17 protein-coding genes are annotated in these 20,625 nt (G+C 43.7%); 12 read left to right on the plus strand and 5 right to left on the minus strand.

The genetic code is table 11. The annotated features are described in order from the left end of the window. Positions 1–2 precede the first annotated feature (2 nt). Positions 3–521: an NADH-quinone oxidoreductase subunit J family protein gene (locus tag ACFSRY_RS12380; RefSeq protein WP_377507739.1), complete on the plus strand. Its 519-nt coding sequence runs from the start codon at positions 3–5 to the stop codon at positions 519–521. A 78-nt stretch (positions 522–599) separates the two neighbouring features. Here the strand turns inward: ACFSRY_RS12380 and ACFSRY_RS12385 are convergent, their stop codons facing one another. Continuing rightward, positions 600–1,526 (minus strand): DUF6929 family protein, encoded by a 927-nt coding sequence (locus ACFSRY_RS12385; RefSeq protein WP_377507743.1) that lies wholly within the window; start codon positions 1,524–1,526, stop codon positions 600–602. A 376-nt stretch (positions 1,527–1,902) separates the two neighbouring features. Between ACFSRY_RS12385 and nuoK the strand changes: the two genes are divergently transcribed. From nuoK to ACFSRY_RS12410, 5 genes are all read left to right on the plus strand, one after another. Continuing rightward, positions 1,903–2,232 (plus strand): NADH-quinone oxidoreductase subunit NuoK, encoded by a 330-nt coding sequence (nuoK, locus tag ACFSRY_RS12390; protein WP_377507746.1) that lies wholly within the window; start codon positions 1,903–1,905, stop codon positions 2,230–2,232. Positions 2,233–2,273: 41 nt separating this feature from the next. Then, entirely contained in the window at positions 2,274–4,238 is a 1,965-nt protein-coding gene (nuoL, locus tag ACFSRY_RS12395; RefSeq protein ID WP_377507749.1) for an NADH-quinone oxidoreductase subunit L, read from the plus strand. 15 nt (positions 4,239–4,253) lie between these two features. Further along, the gene (locus tag ACFSRY_RS12400) at positions 4,254–5,705 is read left to right on the plus strand and encodes a complex I subunit 4 family protein (protein ID WP_377507981.1); all 1,452 of its coding nucleotides are present in this window, start codon (positions 4,254–4,256) and stop codon (positions 5,703–5,705) included. A gap of 45 nt (positions 5,706–5,750) precedes the next feature. Next, positions 5,751–7,133 carry an NADH-quinone oxidoreductase subunit N gene (locus tag ACFSRY_RS12405; protein WP_377507752.1) on the plus strand — a complete coding sequence of 461 codons (1,383 nt, stop codon included), beginning with the start codon at positions 5,751–5,753 and terminating at the stop codon, positions 7,131–7,133. Between the two features lie 300 nt (positions 7,134–7,433). Further along, positions 7,434–7,946: a dioxygenase family protein gene (locus ACFSRY_RS12410; RefSeq protein WP_377507755.1), complete on the plus strand. Its 513-nt coding sequence runs from the start codon at positions 7,434–7,436 to the stop codon at positions 7,944–7,946. Between the two features lie 300 nt (positions 7,947–8,246). Here ACFSRY_RS12410 and aspS read toward each other — a convergent pair whose 3' ends face one another. Both aspS and ACFSRY_RS12420 read right to left on the minus strand, forming a co-directional pair. Further along, positions 8,247–10,007, minus strand: a complete 1,761-nt coding sequence (aspS, locus tag ACFSRY_RS12415) for an aspartate--tRNA ligase (RefSeq protein WP_377507758.1) — start codon at positions 10,005–10,007, stop codon at positions 8,247–8,249. 72 nt (positions 10,008–10,079) lie between these two features. Next, complete coding sequence (locus tag ACFSRY_RS12420) at positions 10,080–10,889, minus strand: glycerophosphodiester phosphodiesterase (RefSeq protein WP_377507762.1); 810 nt, start codon at positions 10,887–10,889, stop codon at positions 10,080–10,082. Positions 10,890–11,072: 183 nt separating this feature from the next. Between ACFSRY_RS12420 and ACFSRY_RS12425 the strand changes: the two genes are divergently transcribed. Then, entirely contained in the window at positions 11,073–12,707 is a 1,635-nt protein-coding gene (locus ACFSRY_RS12425) for a glycosyltransferase family 39 protein (protein ID WP_377507765.1), read from the plus strand. 36 nt (positions 12,708–12,743) lie between these two features. Here the strand turns inward: ACFSRY_RS12425 and ACFSRY_RS12430 are convergent, their stop codons facing one another. Beyond that, positions 12,744–13,142 (minus strand): GtrA family protein, encoded by a 399-nt coding sequence (locus ACFSRY_RS12430; RefSeq protein ID WP_377507768.1) that lies wholly within the window; start codon positions 13,140–13,142, stop codon positions 12,744–12,746. Positions 13,143–13,400: 258 nt separating this feature from the next. Here ACFSRY_RS12430 and ACFSRY_RS12435 point away from each other — a divergent pair, with 258 nt between their 5' ends. Together ACFSRY_RS12435 and ACFSRY_RS12440 are read left to right on the plus strand one after the other, a co-directional pair. Beyond that, entirely contained in the window at positions 13,401–14,312 is a 912-nt protein-coding gene (locus ACFSRY_RS12435) for an ABC transporter ATP-binding protein (protein ID WP_377507771.1), read from the plus strand. Positions 14,313–14,365: 53 nt separating this feature from the next. Beyond that, complete coding sequence (locus ACFSRY_RS12440) at positions 14,366–17,998, plus strand: ABC transporter permease/M1 family aminopeptidase (RefSeq protein ID WP_377507774.1); 3,633 nt, start codon at positions 14,366–14,368, stop codon at positions 17,996–17,998. Positions 17,999–18,146: 148 nt separating this feature from the next. On the opposite strand, the gene ACFSRY_RS12445 is transcribed toward ACFSRY_RS12440, so the two are convergent. Next, positions 18,147–18,593, minus strand: a complete 447-nt coding sequence (locus tag ACFSRY_RS12445; RefSeq protein ID WP_377507777.1) for a hypothetical protein — start codon at positions 18,591–18,593, stop codon at positions 18,147–18,149. Between the two features lie 183 nt (positions 18,594–18,776). On the opposite strand from ACFSRY_RS12445, the gene ACFSRY_RS12450 reads away from it, so the two are divergent. From ACFSRY_RS12450 to ACFSRY_RS12460, 3 genes are all read left to right on the plus strand, one after another. After that, on the plus strand, positions 18,777–19,334 hold the full coding sequence (locus ACFSRY_RS12450) for a hypothetical protein (protein WP_377507780.1): 558 nt from the start codon (positions 18,777–18,779) through the stop codon (positions 19,332–19,334). Between the two features lie 107 nt (positions 19,335–19,441). Further along, entirely contained in the window at positions 19,442–19,897 is a 456-nt protein-coding gene (locus ACFSRY_RS12455) for a nucleoside deaminase (protein ID WP_377507783.1), read from the plus strand. 77 nt (positions 19,898–19,974) lie between these two features. Next, on the plus strand, positions 19,975–20,583 hold the full coding sequence (locus ACFSRY_RS12460) for a superoxide dismutase (RefSeq protein ID WP_377507786.1): 609 nt from the start codon (positions 19,975–19,977) through the stop codon (positions 20,581–20,583). Positions 20,584–20,625 lie beyond the last annotated feature (42 nt).

A 20,625-nucleotide genomic window follows, 5' to 3' on the forward strand; every position in this document is an offset into this window, starting at 1 on the left:
CGATGACAGAGAACCTGTTTTATTTCCTGACCTCGCTTACGCTGCTTTGCGCCCTGATGGTAGTAATATCAAAAAACCCTGTACACAGCGTACTTTTCCTGATTATTACTTTTTTTACAATCTCCGGACATTACATCCTGCTGAATGCACAGTTCTTAGCAGCAGTTAATATAATTGTGTATGCCGGAGCCATTATGGTGCTCTTCCTCTTTGTGATCATGTTCCTGAACCTCGGGAAAAATTCTGATGCAAAGCTGAAAACATCGACACTAAGCAAAATATCTGGTACAGTTGCAGGGGGGCTGCTTTTTATAGTGATGATTGCAGCTTTGAAAGAAACAGAGCTGGAGGGTTACAACCCCGAAACATTCAACTCACAAATAGGCATGGTTGAGAACCTAGGCGCAGTACTATTTACGCAGTACCTACTACCATTTGAATTAGCCTCTGTGTTATTCCTGGTAGCGATGGTTGGAGCCGTGATGTTAGGTAAAAAAGAAACTGGAGAACAGCATTTCTAAGAGCTTGTTCTTCTGGTAAAACAAAAGAGCGTGCTGAAATACAGCACGCTCTTTTGTTTTACCAGATAAGCTAAGAGTTTATTCTTCAACATTCAACTCAACAGTAAGAAGTTCCGAATGTCCCTGGTCATCATCAGAAACAACGATAGCTTTGTATTTGCTGTCAGGTGTTACTTCTTTAATTACAAGCGACTCAGCCTTACCCTTATAAACAGAGCCGTCATCATTTTTTAATTGTACTGATGGTACTGCCAAAGGATTAGCAGGATCTGTAGCATAAGCCAAAGCTCGTAAGTCAACAACTCCTAAAAAACTACCCAGAACTTCTCCATCATCAATAGCATTAGAGGTATCTTCTACTGAAGCGGTTAAAAAGAGCTTGTTACCCAAAACGTAAGCACCGGAGAAACCAGCTTCCCGTTCTCCAATACCGGCAAGCTTGAAATGATAAACAGCAGCAGCTGGAATATCTCCCTGCCTTAAAATGAAATCCTTAAATTCACCTGTATCGAACCTAAAAATCACATTTATACCTGTTGCTAAAGGGCGTTGCAATAGGTATGTATAATTGTCATCCATAGCTAGTCCTTCAATATTCAACAGTCCTTCTGTTTCAATTTTCAGAATACGCTTTAAAAAAACATAAAATCTACTAAAGTCGATCTCCTGCACTTTATTCTTCTCCGAAAGATTAACTAAGTACCCCTTGTTTCGTGCTTCACTTGCACCAGAGCCCAGTAACAATAACATATCATCGCGGCCATAAGTCAAGTGAGCAATACTTTCCAGATCGGGTTTTAAGGCTTTCGGAATACGGCCGTTATTAAAATCAGAGGTATCAAACAGAGGATGCTTCTGAACAATCTGAAACTGCTCATCAAGCTCATACAGGTATGGAGAATCATCTCCTACTATAAAAAATCTGCCATCTATAAGTTCTAGACCAGATGCGGAAGGAAGATCTTCATAAAAGACCCTTTGTTGAATAGAGGCATTTAAGTTCATATTCTTCAAACGTGAAACTACAGGAGAAATAGTGTTAGAACTGGAAGGCTTATCAGATTTGCAGGAAGCTATGAAACTGAGGGAAACCGATAAGAACAAGAGGTATAAAGCACGCATAAATTAACAGTTACAATGTTTAACATAGCTACGGAAACATAAAGTAAAAGTATAAATCTACATAGAATACATTACTGAAAGAGGGAAAGTACAAAACAGCAGTAAGAATTGTTTGTAGCACAGCAATTGTGCTACAAACTAAGCTTGTTCTGCCCAAAGAAGATTGGAAATATGTTATGGATTTTACAAAAATGGGGATAACTTTGCGACTTGATTTTTGGACAGTAAATTTTCAGTAATACGTTCAGTCCCACAGAACATGAACCAAATACCTGAGGTAATCAGAACCATCCCATTAGAATATTATTTGTTCTTCAGCACCGCACTTTTTGCAATTGGTGTGATTGGTGTACTAACCCGTCGAAACGCGATTGTAATCTTTATGTGCGTGGAACTTATGCTTAATGCTGTAAACATTTTACTTACAGCCTTGTCTGCCTATCGTGCAGATGCAAGTGCGCAGGTGTTTGTGTTTTTCATTATGGCCGTAGCAGCTGCAGAAGTATGCGTTGGCCTCGCCATTATTGTAATGACATACCGCAACATCCGTTCCACAGATGTGCAACTGTTGAGTTACCTAAAGTGGTAACAGCACCAATAAAATCTGAATTAGCTTAAATACATACACAGATGCAAGAAATTGTAATGCCGCTTAACAACCAGGGAATGGCACTACTTTGTCTGCTTGTTCCGATACTGCCCCTTCTGGGCTTTATACTGAATGGCTTAGGCAACCGCAAACTGGCAAAAGGTTTGGTAAGTATAATAGGATGTGGCACCGTATTAGCGTCCTTTCTAATATCCATATACCTTTTCTTAGACTTTACAGCGAATGGCAGCCGCGCCTACACCGTTGACTTCTATAACTGGATATCAGTAGGCAACCTCCAGATTGGCTTTTCCTTCCTCATCGACCAGCTGACGCTGTTGATGATGCTGATGGTAACAGGTATAGGTTTCTTTATTCACCTATACTCTGCTGGCTATATGAGCCATGATGAGAACTTTGGAAAATTCTTCGCTTTCATCAACCTGTTCATGTTCTCGATGTTACTGCTTGTAATGGGCTCTAACTACGTGATGATGTTCGTAGGCTGGGAAGGTGTGGGCCTTTGTTCCTATCTGCTGATCGGTTTCTGGAACAAAAACACCAACTATAACAATGCAGCGAAAAAAGCCTTTGTAATGAACCGAATCGGTGACTTAGGCTTCCTGTTAGGTATCTTCCTGATATTCATTACATTCGGCTCAGTAAGTTACCCGCAGGTATTTGCTGAAGCTGCCCGTTACACAGGAGGAATAGACTCTAACATAATGATTGCCATTACCCTGCTACTATTTGTTGGTGCAATGGGTAAGAGTGCACAGCTTCCATTGTTTACCTGGTTACCGGATGCGATGGCGGGTCCAACACCCGTTTCAGCGCTGATTCACGCAGCAACCATGGTGACCGCTGGTATTTACATGGTGCTTCGCTCAAATGTGCTATATGTTCTTGCACCAACCACTCTTGAAATTATTGCCATCGTTGGTGTTGCTACTGCAGTGTTGGCAGCCACTATTGGCTTGGCGCAGAATGATATAAAAAAGGTACTGGCTTACTCAACTGTTTCGCAATTGGGTTACATGTTCCTGGCACTTGGAGTGATGGCGTTTTCATCGTCTATCTTCCACGTACTAACACATGCCTTCTTTAAGGCGCTTCTGTTCCTTGGTGCTGGCTCTGTAATCCACGCTGTGAGCAATGAGCAGGATATCCGAAACATGGGTGGCCTGCGCAAATATCTGCCGATCACCTTTGTCACCTTCCTGATCGGCACGCTTGCAATTGCCGGTATACCTCCGTTCGCTGGTTTCTTCTCTAAAGATGAGTTGCTGGCGCATGTGTGGGAACATAGCAAGGTGCTATGGGGCTTAGGCCTGCTGGCTTCTTTCATGACATCATTCTACATGTTCCGTCTGGTATTCCTTACTTTCTTCGGAACATTCCGCGGAACAGAGTCTCAGAAGAGTCACCTGCACGAGTCACCAATGTCTATGACGTTACCGCTGATCGTGCTGGCTATACTTTCTACAGTGGGTGGTTTCCTCGGTATTCCGGCTGTGTTTGGTGAAAACATGCATGTGTTGCAGAATTATCTTGCCCCTATTTACAATTATGCACAGGTAGCAAACGCTGCTGCCGTTGCGCCCCTTCACATTGATCATGCTACAGAATGGATGCTGATGGGTATCTCAGTAGCTGTGGCAGTAATTGCTGCCATCATTGCCTATGTAATGTACGTGAGCAAAAAATCTGTACCGGCTGCAGAAGGAGAGCGCCTGTCTCCTATCCATAACCTGATCTACAACAAGTATTATATCGACGAACTGTACGACACCATTATTGTTCGTCCGCTTATGTGGATGTCAACCGCTTTCCACCGCTTCCTGGATGTAATTGTGGTGGATGGTATCGTAAATGGCTTCGGCAAATTTGTGATGCAGAGTGGCCGTACACTGCGCTTTGCACAAAGTGGAGTTATCGGCTTCTACATTCTGGTGATGGTGTTCAGCATCGTACTGATTCTATTTTTAAACTTCTTTATCGGATAAGGTTCTAAGAAGATGATAATTACAGCTCTTTTACTTTTCTGGCCTGCCTTAGCTGCACTTCTGGTGCTATTCATAAAAGGTACAGGTGCCAAGAAAGTGGCTTTTGTAGCAGCGTTAGTTGAGTTTGCGCTGTCTCTTTTCGCTCTCTCTGGATTTGATGCTCAGAATGGCAACACTCAAATGGCTCTCAGCTTTCCATGGATTGAGAGTGCAGGCATAAACTTTTCTATTGGCATGGACGGCATCAGTGTTCTGATGGTGCTCCTGACAACATTCCTGATACCGCTTATAATCCTGTCTTCGTTCAAGCATGAATATAAGAACCCGAATGTCTTCTACGCCCTTATCCTGTTCATGCAGACTGGTCTTATTGGTGTTTTCGTTGCCATGGATGCCTTTTTGTTCTACTTCTTCTGGGAAGTCGCTCTGATTCCGGTTTATTTTATCGCAGCTATCTGGGGTGGTACAGACCGAATTAAGGTAACCTTCAAATTCTTTTTGTATACAATTTTCGGTTCGCTTTTCATGCTTGCCGCTTTTGTGTACCTCTATCTTCAGACGCCAGGCACACATACTTCCGATGTAAACGCCTTCTACCAGTTAACCCTTTCTGCAGAATCGCAAAGCTGGATTTTCTGGTTTCTGTTTATAGCATTTGCCATTAAAATGCCTGTTTTCCCTTTCCATACCTGGCAGCCGGATACTTATACAGAAGCACCAACGCAGGCAACTATGTTACTTTCAGGAATCATGCTGAAGATGGGTATTTACGGAGTGATCCGCTGGTTATTGCCTGTTGTGCCAATGGGTGTGAGCCAGTGGGATGAGGTTGTACTGGTGCTTTCTATCATTGGTATTGTATATGCCTCTATTATTGCCATCCGTCAGCGTGACCTGAAGCGCCTGATTGCCTATTCTTCTATCGCTCACGTTGGTCTGATTGCGGCAGGTATCTTTACCCTAAACGAACAAGGTTTACAAGGAGGTGTAATACAGATGCTGAGCCATGGTATCAATGTAGTAGGTCTGTTCTTCATCATTGATATCATCTTCAGCAGAACAAACACAAGAGAAATTACCAGCTTGGGTGGTATTACACAGAATGCTAAAGCACTTTCCATCTTCTTCATGATCCTGCTGTTAGGATCTGTGGCTTTGCCGCTGACGAATGGTTTTGTGGGGGAATTTCTGCTCTTGTCTGGAGTATTCCAATACAATGCCTGGTTTGGTGCTGTAGCTGGCTTAACTATCATACTTGGTGCAGTTTATATGCTACGCATGTTCCAGGGTGTAATGTTCGGAACTAAGTCGGAACAAACAGAGGCTTTTACAGACTTAACTCTAAATGAAATGGCAGTTCTGATACCCCTTGTGATCATGGTATTCTGGATTGGTCTGTTCCCTAACACGTTCCTGAGCATTTCAGAGCCTGCAGTGATGAACCTGCTGACGATTATTAATCGCTAACAGCAGCATAATTAAGAATAAAGAGTTTATCAGAAATACGACAAAATGACTTCGATAATACTTCTATCCATATTTGGCATCGCTAACCTGTTCATAGGTTTCCTGAAGTCTAAGAGGATACTGTTACCTCTGGCGCTATTTTTCCTGATCATAGTGTTTGGAGTTAATCTGTTTAGCTGGAATGATCCTCAGAGCTACTTTAACAATATGCTCACCATTGACAATTATGCGGTGGCATTTACAGGAATCATGACTCTTACTACGCTGTTACTAATACCTTTCTCTCAGCGTTATGTGGAAGAGAGAGACTCAAATCTTGCTGAATATTACAGCCTATTGCTGTTCTCGCTGGTAGGTGCCATTATGATGGTTAGCTACGAAAATATGATCATGCTTTTCGTTGGTATCGAAATCCTTTCTATAGCAATGTATGTTCTGGCAGGTAGTAACAAGAAGAGCCTTCGTTCTAACGAGGCTGCCCTTAAGTACTTCCTGATGGGTGCTTTCTTTACCGGAATCCTGCTTTTTGGAATGGTGCTGATTTACGGAGCAACCGGATCTTTCAACATTACAGAGATTGGTGCTGCGCAAATTGCAACAGATGGTGTAATGAGCACCATGTTTGTTCTTGGCTTACTGATGCTCATAATCGGCATTTCCTTTAAGATATCCGCAGCACCTTTTCACTTCTGGACACCTGATGTTTATGACGGTACTCCTACTTTCTTCACAGCTTTTATGTCTACAGTTGTGAAAACTGCTGGTGTGGCCGCTTTTTATAAACTGATGGCTGCAGCCTTTGCCGCTTCATATGTTACCTGGTTCCCTACAATGATCGCAATTACCGTTTTAACCTTAGTGGTAGGTAATATCGGGGCCGTTATACAATCAAGCGCTAAACGTATGTTAGCCTACTCGAGTATTTCACATGCAGGTTATTTGTTGATGTCGCTTATTGCCTTCAACGAGAGATCAGACTCATCTATCCTGTTTTACTCTTTGGCTTACTCTACTGCTACAGTAGCTGCATTCGGAGTTTTAAAGATGGTAGCTGCACAAAGAGGAGGTGAAAAGTATGAATCATTTAATGGGTTAGGCAGAACGAACCCTCTTCTGGCTTTTGCCATGACTGTTTCCATGCTTTCGCTGGCAGGTATTCCACTTACAGCAGGCTTCTTTGCTAAGTTCTTTGTATTCACAACCGTGTTACAGGATAACAATCTCATGTGGTTAGTAATCATTGCTGTCATACTTGCCGCAGTGGGTATCTACTATTACTTCAGAGTAGTGATAGCCATGTACATGCAACCTGCTGGTGATTATGAAAAGATCAATGTTGGTAGCTTTGCTTCTTTTGTACTCATCTTTATTACAGTGCTGACCATACTTCTGGGTATAGCCCCTGCACTTGTAAGCGATATTCTTTAAGTAAAAAATTAAAGCAGAAGAGGCTGCCTTGCAAAAGGCAGCCTCTTCTGCTTTCTACAGGTTCGAAAGTAAAGACTGTAGATTAATAAATACGTAATGATAATTAGTCATCCATTATCTGCAATTATGACTACTTATCATATAGTGAATATAACGGCAACGGCTATCCTATTTTTGTTTACGTGCTGTAACAGCCACTCAGCCACAGAACAACAGATAGAGAGCGGCCTAGCTACAAGCAACCAAGTATCTGGCAGGGTTGGTGGCAGATGTGAAACTTGTGAATTAATCAATGTTGATATGCCTGCCAATGTTAGTGCCACCGATACAAGTGCCGCTTGGGACGCTGCAAAGCAGAAGCTGGTAGTATCGGGTACTATTTATGAGCCAGATGGAAAGACGCCTGCCCCTAATATCGTTCTGTACTACTGGCAAACAAATGAAAATGGGGCTTATGCTAATAGTAAAGAACTTGCCCCTGCTGCGAGAAGGCATGGCTACATTCGGGGGTGGGTAAAAACAGATCAGAATGGACAATACACTGTCTATACCACACGTCCCGGTTCATATCCTAATGGCAGAAACCCTGCTCATATTCATCTTTTGATAAAAGAACCTGACATTCCAAATGAATACTATATTGATGATGTTTTGTTTGAAGATGATCCTTTATTAACAGAAGAAGTAAAAAACCAGTTAGAAAATAAAGGAGGTAATGGTGTATCAAAGGTGTGGCAAGAGAAGGATGTGCAAAAGGTAAAGCGGGATGTAATACTGGGAAAGAACATTGAAAATTACCCCAGCAAAAAATAGTGTTATAACAATCCACCTTCCGGCATAGGTCGTGCTCGTTATGAAGCTTGCCAGTATATGTATAGATACTGTAACACAAACAGCTTGGCTTACACACACAGCTTATCAACCTGACTTATCCACTTTTCCACAATTACAGGCAGAACTCAGCTCATAAAGCTAAGAATAACTAGGTGAAGGATGTTGGTAAAACTGGTTTATCCACAAATGCAAGGTGGATAACCCTAGATATGTGGAAAAGCAAAGAGGCTGCCCCCAATTAAGAAGGCAGCCTCTTTGCTTTTAAGTGGAAAAATTAGCCTACGAATGCGGTACATTCTTCATACGAATGTGTAATTCATCCAGCTGTTCTCCCGAAATTGTAGAAGGGGCGTCAATCATTACATCGCGACCAGAGTTATTTTTAGGGAACGCGATAAAATCACGAATAGAGTCAGAGCCACCGAATAGGGAACACAGCCTATCGAAACCAAAAGCAATGCCACCATGGGGAGGTGCGCCATATTCAAAGGCACTCATCAGGAAGCCAAATTGTTTTTCAGCTTCAGCATGAGAGAAACCTAATAACCTGAACATTTGCTCCTGAAGCCTGCGGTCATGGATACGAATAGAGCCGCCACCTACTTCAACTCCGTTGATGACCATATCATAAGCATTTGCTCGTATATCGCCTGGCCTGTCGTCAATCAACTCGATATCTTCCGGCTTAGGAGAAGTGAAAGGGTGATGCATGGCATGAAAACGCTTCGAATCCTCATCCCATTCTAGCAGAGGGAAATCAATTACCCATAATGGAGAGAAGACATTCTTATCGCGCAGTCCTAGCCGCTCTCCCATCTCGAGGCGCAGTTCGTTCAGAGCTTTGCGTGTTTTATCTTTCTGACCTGCTAAGATTAGTAAAAGATCTCCAGGCTGAGCTCCAAAAGCACTTGCCCACTCCTGAAGGTCCTCAGCGGTATAAAACTTATCGACAGATGATTTTATTGTCCCATCCTCATTTACACGAGCATAAACTAAACCAGTGGCACCAATTTGAGGGCGCTTAACAAAGTCTGTCAGTTCATCCAGCTGCTTACGTGTATAATAAGCGGCTCCCCTGGCATTGATACCAACAACTAACTCAGCATCATCAAAAACCTTGAATCCTTTATCCTTTACCAGCGGGTTCAGCTCAACGAAACGCATATCAAAACGGGTATCTGGCTTATCAGAGCCATAATACCTCATGGCGTCTGCATAAGTTAGCCTTGGAAGCTTGCCCAGATGAATCCCCTTTATCTTCTCAAACAGATGTGCTATGAATGCTTCAAAAGCATTAAGAATATCTTCCTGCTTCACAAAAGACATTTCGCAGTCAATCTGTGTAAACTCTGGTTGCCTGTCAGCACGCAAATCTTCATCACGGAAGCACTTTACGATCTGGTAATAACGGTCGAACCCGGAAACCATAAGCAGCTGCTTAAACGTCTGTGGTGATTGTGGCAATGCATAGAATTCACCCGGATTCATACGGCTAGGTACCACAAAATCCCGGGCTCCTTCCGGGGTAGACTTGATAAGGACCGGCGTTTCAACTTCTATGAAATAATGACTATCAAGGAAGCTGCGGGTTTCCCGCATCATCCGGTGACGAAGCTCCAGGTTATGGCGAACTGTATTACGGCGCAGATCAAGGTAACGATACTTCATGCGCAGGTCATCGCCACCATCTGTCTCATCTTCTATCAGGAAAGGAGGCAGTTTGGAAGCATTCAGAACTTCAATCTTATGTGGGAATATCTCGATATCCCCTGTCGGTATCTTTTCATTTCGGGAGTATCTCTCAACAACCTTACCTATTACCCTTACCACATACTCACGACCCAGGTTACGTGCCTGATCAAGCAGAGCAGGGGCTGTGATCCCCTCTTCCAAAGTTAATTGAGTGATGCCATAACGGTCACGAAGATCGATCCAGAGCATACCGCCTTTATCACGCAGGCGCTGTACCCAGCCTGTCAGGATAACTTCATCGCCAACGTTATCAAGACGCAATTCGCCACAAGTATGAGTTCGGAGCATAGTTTTAATCTGTGTATAGTTTATTGAAATGTACTAATTGTATTATCGTTTACTTTAAGAAAGGTCAAGATGTTATTCCAGCAACTTACGCATTGCCTTTACATTATTCACCTGAATAGCGTCTGGCTCCAGCGCAATCATTCTGGCTATACTGGAACTAGATTTACCTCCAAACAATACAACTTGCAGTCCCTTTTCTTTTGCACGCTGCACCTGCTCGGGAGTAACACTTTTTCCGTTGGCACATATTCCGTCAAAGTTATGAGCCAGAGCGGTGTCTAAAGTGTTTTCAAAATCACCAGCGGTATCAGGTATCAATATTGCCTCAGGCTCAGTCTGTCGGAATGCTTCCAGGAAATCAGCATTGGGTGATATGAAAGCTAGCTTCTCAAGCGGATAATTATATTTATTTAACAAGGCAATCAGTTTCTGCGCATATGACAGATGACGCTCAGGATTATGATTTCTTAAGTCTATGTGCAGGTAAGGTAGCTCAGGGTAGGCAACAAAGCGCTGCAGCATCTCCTCAAGGGTTATAATCTCTTCGTCATGAAACAAGTCATAGAAAAAGCCTCCTTTATACTTCAGCCCAACTACATCAGACGCTTTGTGCTCTTCTATCGAGCCGGTCTCATCAGTCATTGACTCCAGCGTTACGTCATGATAAAGGATAAAAACTCCATCTTGGCTTAACTGAACATCTACTTCTACTCCATCTGCTCCATGCTCCTCAACAGCTTTGAGGATGGAGGCCATACTATTTGCAGGAAGCGGATTGAAAGGATTCAGGGGTGAAAGGAAACCAGAACCGGCATGACCAAGCACTAATACGTCTGTGTTGATGTTACGAGCCTGCCCGAAAGGCACCAAAAAGCTGATCAACAGTAAAAGCACCAACAATGCTCCGACAATAAAAAACCAAGTTTTTTTGGCTCTTCCCGAGAAGCTCCGCCTTTTCGTTTTAATTTTATTACTCAATTTTACCTAATCTGACAATAATAAAGCGAAGGTAACACCAATTCTTTTTAAATACCCTTAAATTTGCAGCCGCACTATTTAAGTATTATGCCAGGCACTACAAAATCATCTGTTGCTAAAGCTTTTACAGCCGATGCGGCCACTCTTGGTCAGCCGCAGGAGCGTTATTTGATACCCTTATCTGCTATACTTTTCGTTGCTTTTGCGATTCGCATGCTGGCAGCCTTTTTCTCTAAGGGCTACGCTTTCAGTGATGACCATTTCGATGTAATCACCATCGCCCAAGGTTGGCTTGATGGCTTTCCGCTTTGGCTAAACGAGCCAATGCCGCCGCGCCACAGCATGCTGTATGTATTAATTCACTACGCTGTGTTTTATGCAATGGAAGCAATGGCACTTTTTAGTCCGGAGCTAAAGATGCTGGTTGTTCGGGTTATACACGGACTGTATTCACTGCTGATAGTGTATTTTGGCTATAGAATAACAGAGCGCCTATCAAATAAAGCAAACGCCAGATTGGTAGGCCTTATGTTGGCACTGGTGTGGTTCATGCCTTTTATGAGTGTCCGTAACCTGGTAGAAATGGTGTGCATACCACCTTACCTGGCTGCTTTTTACCTGATGCTAAGGGAGGAGCAGGACACCAGAAAGCGCCTGATGCCATACTTCTGGGCAGGAGCTTTATTTGCACTCGCATTCACTTTTCGATACCACACCATGTTGTTTGGCGCAGGCACTGGTTTAGTGCTGCTTTACCGCCGCCAGTGGCATGAAGCTTTCACCTTACTGGCCGGCTTTGCTGTAGCAGCCACCGCTATACAAGGCACCATCGACATTGTATTCTTTGACTATCCGTTTCATTCTATCGTAGCCTATTTCCTGTACAATACAGAGAATGCTTACAACTATAGCACCGGGCCGGTTTACAGATTTGCCTTAACGATTCTGGGATTTCTGGTGCCGCCAGTAAGTGCTTTTCTAATGGTAGGGTATTTCCGTACCGCTAAGCTAGCTCCTAAAATGTTCTGGGGCGGCTTAATTTTCTTTGTTGCACACTCGCTGTTCCCTAACAAGCAAGAGCGTTTTATACTACCCCTGCTACCCCTGATTATGATGCTGGGCGTTATAGGGTGGCAACAATTTGTACGCGGCTCCCGCTTCTGGCACAACCGCCGCAAGCTGTTAGCTGCCAGTTGGATATTCTTTTGGGTACTTAACCTGATAGCTGCCCTTGGTCTTGCCTTTACCTATACTAAAAAGAGTAGGGTGGCTCCTTTGGTTTACCTGTCAGAGAAACAGGATATGGATGCTGTAGTGCTGGAATTCGGCAACCACAGCGTGAAAACCCCACCCCTATTTTACCTTAACCGGGTCAGTGCTGATTACGATTTTTACACGATCGATGGAGACATGGTTTGGGAAGAGTACTTATCTGGAAAGAAGGCACTACCGGAAGAATTCGCAATGATTTATACCTTGAATGGTGATAAATCAACCACTACTCTTGATTCAGCCATTCAATCAACACCTTATAAGCCCGACTATGTAGTAGTGGTCGGCACTGATGAGATGCCGGAACGAATGGAGCGACTGCACAGCCTTTTTCCTGTTTTGAAGTTAGAACACACTATTACGCCCTCCATATACGATAGAGTCCTGCACTTCCTGAATCCACGCGTGCATAAAGATGAGCACGTAAAGATTTACAAAGTAATAAAGTAAAAACAGGCCTCCGCATTATTATCCGGAGGCCTGTTTTTATCTGGTGAAAGTATAAAGGTAGTTTACAGAGAAGTTCCAGAGAAACACGATCACGATAGCACAGAACTTGGCTATGTAGAAGTTAAGCCTCAGGAAACGTTCTGTCAGCAAATAAATGATCAGGTTATTGAGTAGCAAACCAATCAGTGCTACCACAAGAAACTTAGAGTACTGCCAGCCAATTTCAGGATCATGGCTGTTGAAGGTCCAGATACGGTTAAGGTAATAGTTACTGCCACTGGCAAGCGTAAAGCCTAAACTGTTAGCCACATACTTATTCCAGCGTAATTTCTCCTTAGCCAGGTATGTAACGCCAAAGTCTAGAAGCAGACCTGAGAAGCCTACAATTCCAAACTTAAGAAACTTAAAGACAACGCTTTGTAGCTGTTCCGGCATCAATTAAAGTTTTGCATCTGCTTTGTTTCAGCCCAGAAAGGCCCGCAGCAAAGGTGCAAAAATAACAGACTAAATACAGGCAAGCAAACGCTACTTCCCTCTTCTCCCCATCTATTAATTTTTGCTATACATAGAGAAGTACCTGATGCTTAAGTTGCTTTGTCGAGAAAACAATCCTGTTAGTATAGTTTATTTTGAATGATTAATTAGAATCATTTATTTGATTATTAGAAAGATCCACCTTAACCTATCAGAATCATGGAACTAGTGATACAAAATCTCTCCAAAACTTATCCTAATGGCACCAAAGCCTTAAAGAATATAAGCCTCACCATCCCGAAAGGTATGTTTGGTCTACTGGGGCCAAATGGTGCTGGTAAATCGTCGTTGATGCGTACTATTGCAACTTTGCAGGAAGCAGACCAAGGCAGCATTATGTTGGGTGATCTGGATGTATTACGCCAGAAAGAGGAAATGCGCAAGGTGTTAGGCTATTTACCACAGGAGTTTGGTGTTTATCCTAAAGTATCTGCCGAAGAGATGCTGGATCACTTTGCCGTGCTGAAAGGCATCAGTAATTCCAAAGAGCGTAATGAAATTGTAAAAGCGCTGTTACAGCAAACTAACCTGTATGATGTGCGCAAAAAGAATTTGGGTGGCTACTCTGGAGGAATGAAGCAGCGCTTTGGCATTGCACAGGCACTGCTGGGTAATCCGAAAATTATTATTGTAGATGAGCCAACCGCTGGCCTGGATCCTGCTGAGCGTAACCGCTTCCATAACCTGCTGAGCGAGATCGGAGAGAACATCATTGTTATACTTTCCACGCATATTGTGGAAGACGTAACTGACCTCTGCCGCAACTTTGCCATCATCAACAAAGGCGAAGTATTACTGGAAGGCGACCCGCTGCAGGTAATAGACAACCTGAACGGCCGCATCTGGCGCAAGTTTATTCATAAGGATGAGTTGGTACAGCATCAGCTTCAGTACCAGGTTATCTCATCACGCTTATTTGCCGGCAAAACAATCATTCACGTACTTTCTGAAGTACAACCCGGTCCTGAATTCGAGGCCGTTGCCCCAGACCTGGAGGATGTGTACTTCAGCAAAATACATGAGGCTACTTTGCGGGAGCAGGCAGAGCCTAAGGAAGTAATTATGAATTAGGAGCAGTTATAACCTCTCAATTCTTAAATTCTATTTCATAATTCTGAAAAGCTATGTTTAAAGAGATATTTTTATTCGAGTTAAAGTACAGGCTGAAGCGGCCTGCTACTTATATATACTTTGGGTTGCTGTTCCTGATGGCATTCTTCGCCATGCTGGCCTTAGGCGGCGCCTTCGGAGGCGGTGTTATTATTGGCGATGCCAGCGGAGGTAAAGTGAACGCCAATTCTCCTTACCAGATAAACTGGATCGTAACGCTGCTGAGCTGGTTTGGTGTATTGATAACCTCTGCCATGATGGGCACGCCCATCTTCAGGGATTTTGAGCATAAAACGCACTCCCTGTACTACACCACCCCTATTACCAAAGCAGGTTACTTGTTTGGCCGCTTTCTCGGCTCATTCCTGATCACGCTGTTCGTGTTTATGGGTGTGGCTGTTGGTGCCTGGGCAGCAACCATTATGCCATGGGTGGAGCCAGATAAGATTGGTCCGTTTAACCTGATGTGGTACCTGCAGCCTTACCTGACCATCATCATACCAAACCTTATACTTACCGGGGCTATTTTCTTTACCCTTGCCACCCTTACCCGCAGTGCCCTTTCTATTTATGTAGGTGGTGTGGTTTTCCTGGTGCTATACGGCATCTCCAGCAGCCTTACCGGCGACCTGGACAACGAGACCCTTGCTAACCTGCTGGACCCTATGGGGGCATCGGCTATTTACTATACCCAGCGCTACTGGACAACTGCCGAGCGTAACACACTCATGCTGCCCTTCAGTGAACATATTTTAATGAACCGTGCGCTCTGGACGGGCATCGGGCTTGCACTGCTGGCTTTCTGCTATTTCCGCTTCAGCTTCTCGTTTGCCAACAAAGGCATTAAACTCTTCCGCAGGCGCAGCAGCGCGGAGGCAGCCGGTGCCTTTGTGCCATCAGAGCGTTTAGCATTGCCTAAGGTGAACCAGTACTTCTCATTCAAGCTTAGCTGGCAGCAGTTCCTGAAGCTCACAAAACTCGAGTTCAAAGGCATTGCTAAGAGTGTTTACTTTATTGCTATTGTTACAGCAGGTATACTTTTCCTGTTCGTTACCGGCACCCAGATCGGTAAGATGTATGGCACCACCGTGTTCCCGACCACTTCTTCTGTTATACTGGTGCTTAACGGCACGTTTGCGCTATTCATCCTGATCATTATCACTTTTTATGCCGGTGAGCTAGTTTGGCGGGAGCGGGACAACAAAATTAACCAGATGTATGATGCCCTTCCAATCCCGAACTGGGTGCCTTTTGCTTCTAAGCTATCGGCCCTGATGCTGGTGCAGGTAGTGCTGCTCTTTGTCATCATGTTCTGCGGCATTATTATTCAAACGTTCAAAGGGTACTACAACTATGAACTGGACATTTACTTTAAGGGGCTGTTCGGACTTCAATTAGTAGACTACATGATGCTTTGTGTGCTGGCCATGCTGGTACAGGTGATCGTGAACAACAAGTACTTAGGCCATTTTGTAATGGTGGTATACTTCCTGCTGAATATTTTTAAAGGCCAGTTAGGCTGGGAGCATAACCTTTACAGCTTCAACTCTGATCCAGGCATTACCTACTCAGCCATGAACGGCTACGGGCATTTTGTGTGGCCCTTTACTATTTTTAAAATTTATTGGGCAGCCTTTGCCATCATACTTGCCGTGCTGGCTAACATGCTGTGGGTGCGTGGTTCCGAGTCGATGATCAAGTGGCGGTTTAAATTGGCCGCTCTTCAGCTTAGCAGGCCAACTATGGCTGTAACAGGTGCAGCGATGGCTATATTTATGGTAACAGGCGGATACATCTACTATAATACCAATGTTTTAAATGATTACCGCAACTCAGATGCGCAGGAAAAAGCCCAGGCTGAATTCGAGAAGACGTACAAGAAGTATGATGGCATTCCGCAGCCCCGCATTACCGATGTAAAGCTGAATGTGGACATCTATCCAGATGAGCGTGCCTTCACTTTCAAGGGCTACTTTTGGCTGAAGAACAAGCACAACCAGCCAATCGACTCCATTCATATGATGCTGGATGACGATATTGAAATCAAGCAGCTTGAATTTACGAAGCAGAGCAAACTGGTGCTTGATGACCAGAAGAATGGCTACCACATTTACCAGCTGGCGCAGCCACTACAGCCCGGCGACTCCTTACAATTAAACATGGACCTGTTGTACGAGACCAAAGGCTTTAGAAACAGCGGCTCCAACACCAATATTGTATATAACGGAACATTCATCAACAGCCAGTATTTACCTAAAATTGGCTATCAAGAGGCTGTTGAACTAAGCGATGACGATGTTCGCAAGGAGCATGGCCTGGCCCCTAAACCACGCATGGCTGATGTAAACAATGCGGAGGCCAGGAAGAACACTTATATCAGCAACGAAGCCGACTGGATCAACTTCGAAGCTACTGTGAGTACTGTCCCAGATCAAATCGCAATTGCTCCTGGATATTTGCAGAAGGAATGGACAAAGGACGGCCGCCGTTACTTCCATTATAAAATGGATGCTCCTATTCTTAACTTCTACTCTTTCCTGTCGGCGGAGTATGAGGTATTAAAAGATAAATGGGTTGGCAAGGATGGTAAAGAGGTTGCTATCGAAGTTTACTATCACAAAGGCCATGAGTATAACCTGGACCGTATGGTGAAGAGTGTGAAGAAATCATTGGATTACTTTACAGAAAACTTCAGCCCTTACCAGCACCGCCAGGTTCGCATTCTTGAATTCCCTGGATACGCAACATTTGCACAAGCCTTCCCAAACACTATTCCGTTTTCTGAGGCCATTGGTTTTATCGCTGATGTAGATGACAGTGACCCTGAAGACATAGACTATCCGTTTTATATAACGGCCCATGAGGTGGCACACCAGTGGTGGGCACACCAGGTGATAGGCGGCGATGTGCAGGGCTCTGTGTTAATGTCGGAAACCATGAGCCAATACAGTGCCTTGATGGTGATGAAGAAAGAATATGGTGAAGAGCGCATGAACAAATTCCTCAAATACGAGTTAAACTCATACCTGACGGGACGCACCGCGGAAAGCAAGAAAGAGTTGCCACTTTACCGCGTTGAGAACCAAGGATATATACATTACAGAAAAGGAAGTTTGGTGATGTATGCACTTGCCAATTATATAGGTGAGGAAAAGCTGAACAATGCACTGCAGCAATACATAAAAAAAGTTGCATTTCAGGAGGCTCCCTATACTAATTCTGTAGAGTTTATGCAGTATATTCGCGCCGCCACTCCAGACTCGCTTCAGTATCTGGTAACAGATATGTTTGAGAACATAACGCTTTACGAGAATAAAGCAACTGAAGGAAAGTATGAGAAGCTTAAGAACGGGAAGTATAAAGTTACATTTACAGTAGATGCAAAGAAACTTTATGCTGACAGTTTAGGTTCTGAAAGCGAGGCTGTTATGAATGACTGGATTGATGTTGGCGTATTAGCCAGAGAAAAAGTAGATGGTCAGTGGCAAGACTCTCCTCTATACCTGAAAAAGCACAGGTTGAAGGCCGGTGAAAATAAATTTGAATTCGTAGTGGACAAAAAACCTGCTAAAGCAGGCATAGATCCATATAACATTCTGATAGACCGGAATCCGTCAGATAATACAAAGACATTGTCGGAAGGCTGAACCCAGCACCGATAATAGGCAAACTTGTTTAAGGTGAGATGTAAGTAAGTAATTGCCTTTACGCTCCAAAAACCTAAGTGACGTTAAGAAGAAGCCATACCTGTTAGGTATGGCTTCTTTATTTTTTATGTTTCTAGGTGGTCTATATTTATTTAAACATTCCTCCAAGTTTATCGCCGAGGCCTTTACCTAAGGTATCTTTTAGTTTTCCCCCTGCCAGACCACTCAATATATCCGACTGGCCAAGATTTTCAGTAGCCATTTTACCAGATACTTTCTGCATGATAAAGTTAATAGCAAAAGGCGCTACCTGCTTTGCAACGTTCTCCGGAATACCCACTTTATTCGTAAGGTCTGAAACGTATTTCTGAATTACGTTACTTACTGCAGAGCTCTCTGCAGCACCTTTGTTGCCTTTCAGGACGTCCATCAAGCCTCCCATGTCACCGCTGCTGGCTCTTTGTTTTACCTCATCTGTAAGATTTTCTTTGGCAAGGTCTACAGAACGGTTCGCGGCATCTGGCTGCAACTGAAACTTGTTCTGCAACTCTCCTGTCAATTGTCCTTTCACCTGGTTAATAATGTTCTCAAGCATATCTGTTTGATCTAACGTTCAAGATAATTAAACTACTATTCTATAACGGCTACATTCAGAAACAGGATACGGACAGCAATTTTAACTAATGATTCCCGTTAAGAACTTTGGCAAAATAATTGCATCATCAAGAGGCATAAACGCCTTTTTCCTGTTAATTTTATAGCTTTGCCCCCGATAAATATGAATATGCGATACTTAGCCTTTTTAGTGATCATCCTTTTAGCTGGCGCAACACTAGCCCAGCCTAAACTTAAGAAGTTTCAAATCAGCAAAGAGATTTCAGTCATGCTGCCTAAAGACTTCGCTCCTTTGTCTGATGACGAAATTGCTCGTGAATATCCTGCAACTACAAAGCCCCTGGCTGTATACACAAGCCCTGACGGTCAGATTGATTTCAGTGTAACGCAAAAATTTACCCAATTCAGGTCACGTGACCTGGAAATGCTGCAGGAGTTTTATAAAGCAAACCTGATGGAGAAGTTTACTGATATAGACTTTATAAGAAGTGAGGTAGTGGAGATCAAAGGAGAAGATTACATCGTGTTTGAGTTCGTTTCCAAGCTAGCTGATGAGCGTGGTGTTACAAACCTGAAGCCTGTTCAGAAGTACAGTATAATTCAGTACCTTATAAAAGGTAACCAGATAATGATCTTTACAATGCATGCTCCGTTCATGTTAAAAAACGACTGGCAACCAACTATGCGGGAAATCATGAGCTCGATTAAGTTTAAAGCGTAAAAGTAACAGGGCAAAACATAAAAAAACCCTTCCTCTACAGGAAGGGTTTTTTTATGAACACAGCGCAAAGGCTTTCCATCATCCACAGAACTTGTAACTTTGTACTTATGGCTACAGACCTTCTATCGATTTTCAGCGACGAACATTACATGCAGCAGGCATACCGGCAGGCACAGCAAGCGTTTGAAGAAGGCGAAATACCGATAGGCGCTATCGTGGTGAGCAATAACCGCATAATTGCCAAGGCTTATAACCAGACGGAGAAATTAAATGATGTAACGGCACATGCTGAGATGCTGGCCCTTACCTCTGCGGCAGAGTATCTGGGCAACAAGTACCTGAACGATTGCACCCTTTACGTTACGGTAGAACCGTGTATCATGTGCGCCGGCGCCAGCTATTGGGCACAACTAAAAAGAGTTGTTTTCGGAACATCCGAACCTAAGCGCGGTTATAGGCGTGTAGGTAATTTACTGCACCCGAAAACAGAGATGGTGAGCGGCATTATGGCGCAGGAGTGTGCTGAGCTTATGACGGCCTTCTTTGCGGCTAAAAGAAATTAACTATATTTGAAAACGTGACGTACATTTAAGTCACTTTATATTATTATAATTTTTCACACCTAAAAATATACAAAACTATGGCTTTCGAACTTCCGAAGTTACCTTATGCTTATGATGCCCTGGAGCCGCATATTGATGCACGCACCATGGAAATCCACCATACAAAACACCACCAGGCTTACACTGACAACCTGAACAAAGCTATTGCCGGCACAGATATGGAAGGTAAGTCTATCGAAGAAATTATGGGTAGCGTAAAAGAGGACAATAAGGCTGTTCGTAATAACGGTGGCGGTTACTATAACCATAACCTGTTCTGGACTGTGCTTTCTCCAAATGGAGGCGGTAAGCCTTCCGGCGAACTGGCTGATGCCATTGACTCTGCTTTTGGCTCATTTGATCAGATGAAAGAAAAGTTCAATAATGCTGCGGCTACACGTTTTGGCTCAGGCTGGGCTTGGCTGTGCGTAAAAGGTGGCAAGCTTGAGATTTGCTCTACACCTAACCAGGATAACACGCTGATGTCTTTCGCAGAAGGATGCGGCGGTCAGCCAATTCTTGGTTTAGATGTATGGGAGCATGCTTATTACCTGAACTACCAGAACCGTCGTCCGGACTACATTAATGCCTTTTGGAACGTAGTTAACTGGGATGAAGTAACTCGCCGTTACAACGAAGCGAAGTAATTATACTTGATCATAAACAAAAAGCCCCACCGGAAATAGTGG

The organism is Pontibacter locisalis (genome assembly GCF_042684605.1).
GTDB classification, from domain to species: Bacteria; Bacteroidota; Bacteroidia; order Cytophagales; family Hymenobacteraceae; genus Pontibacter; species Pontibacter locisalis.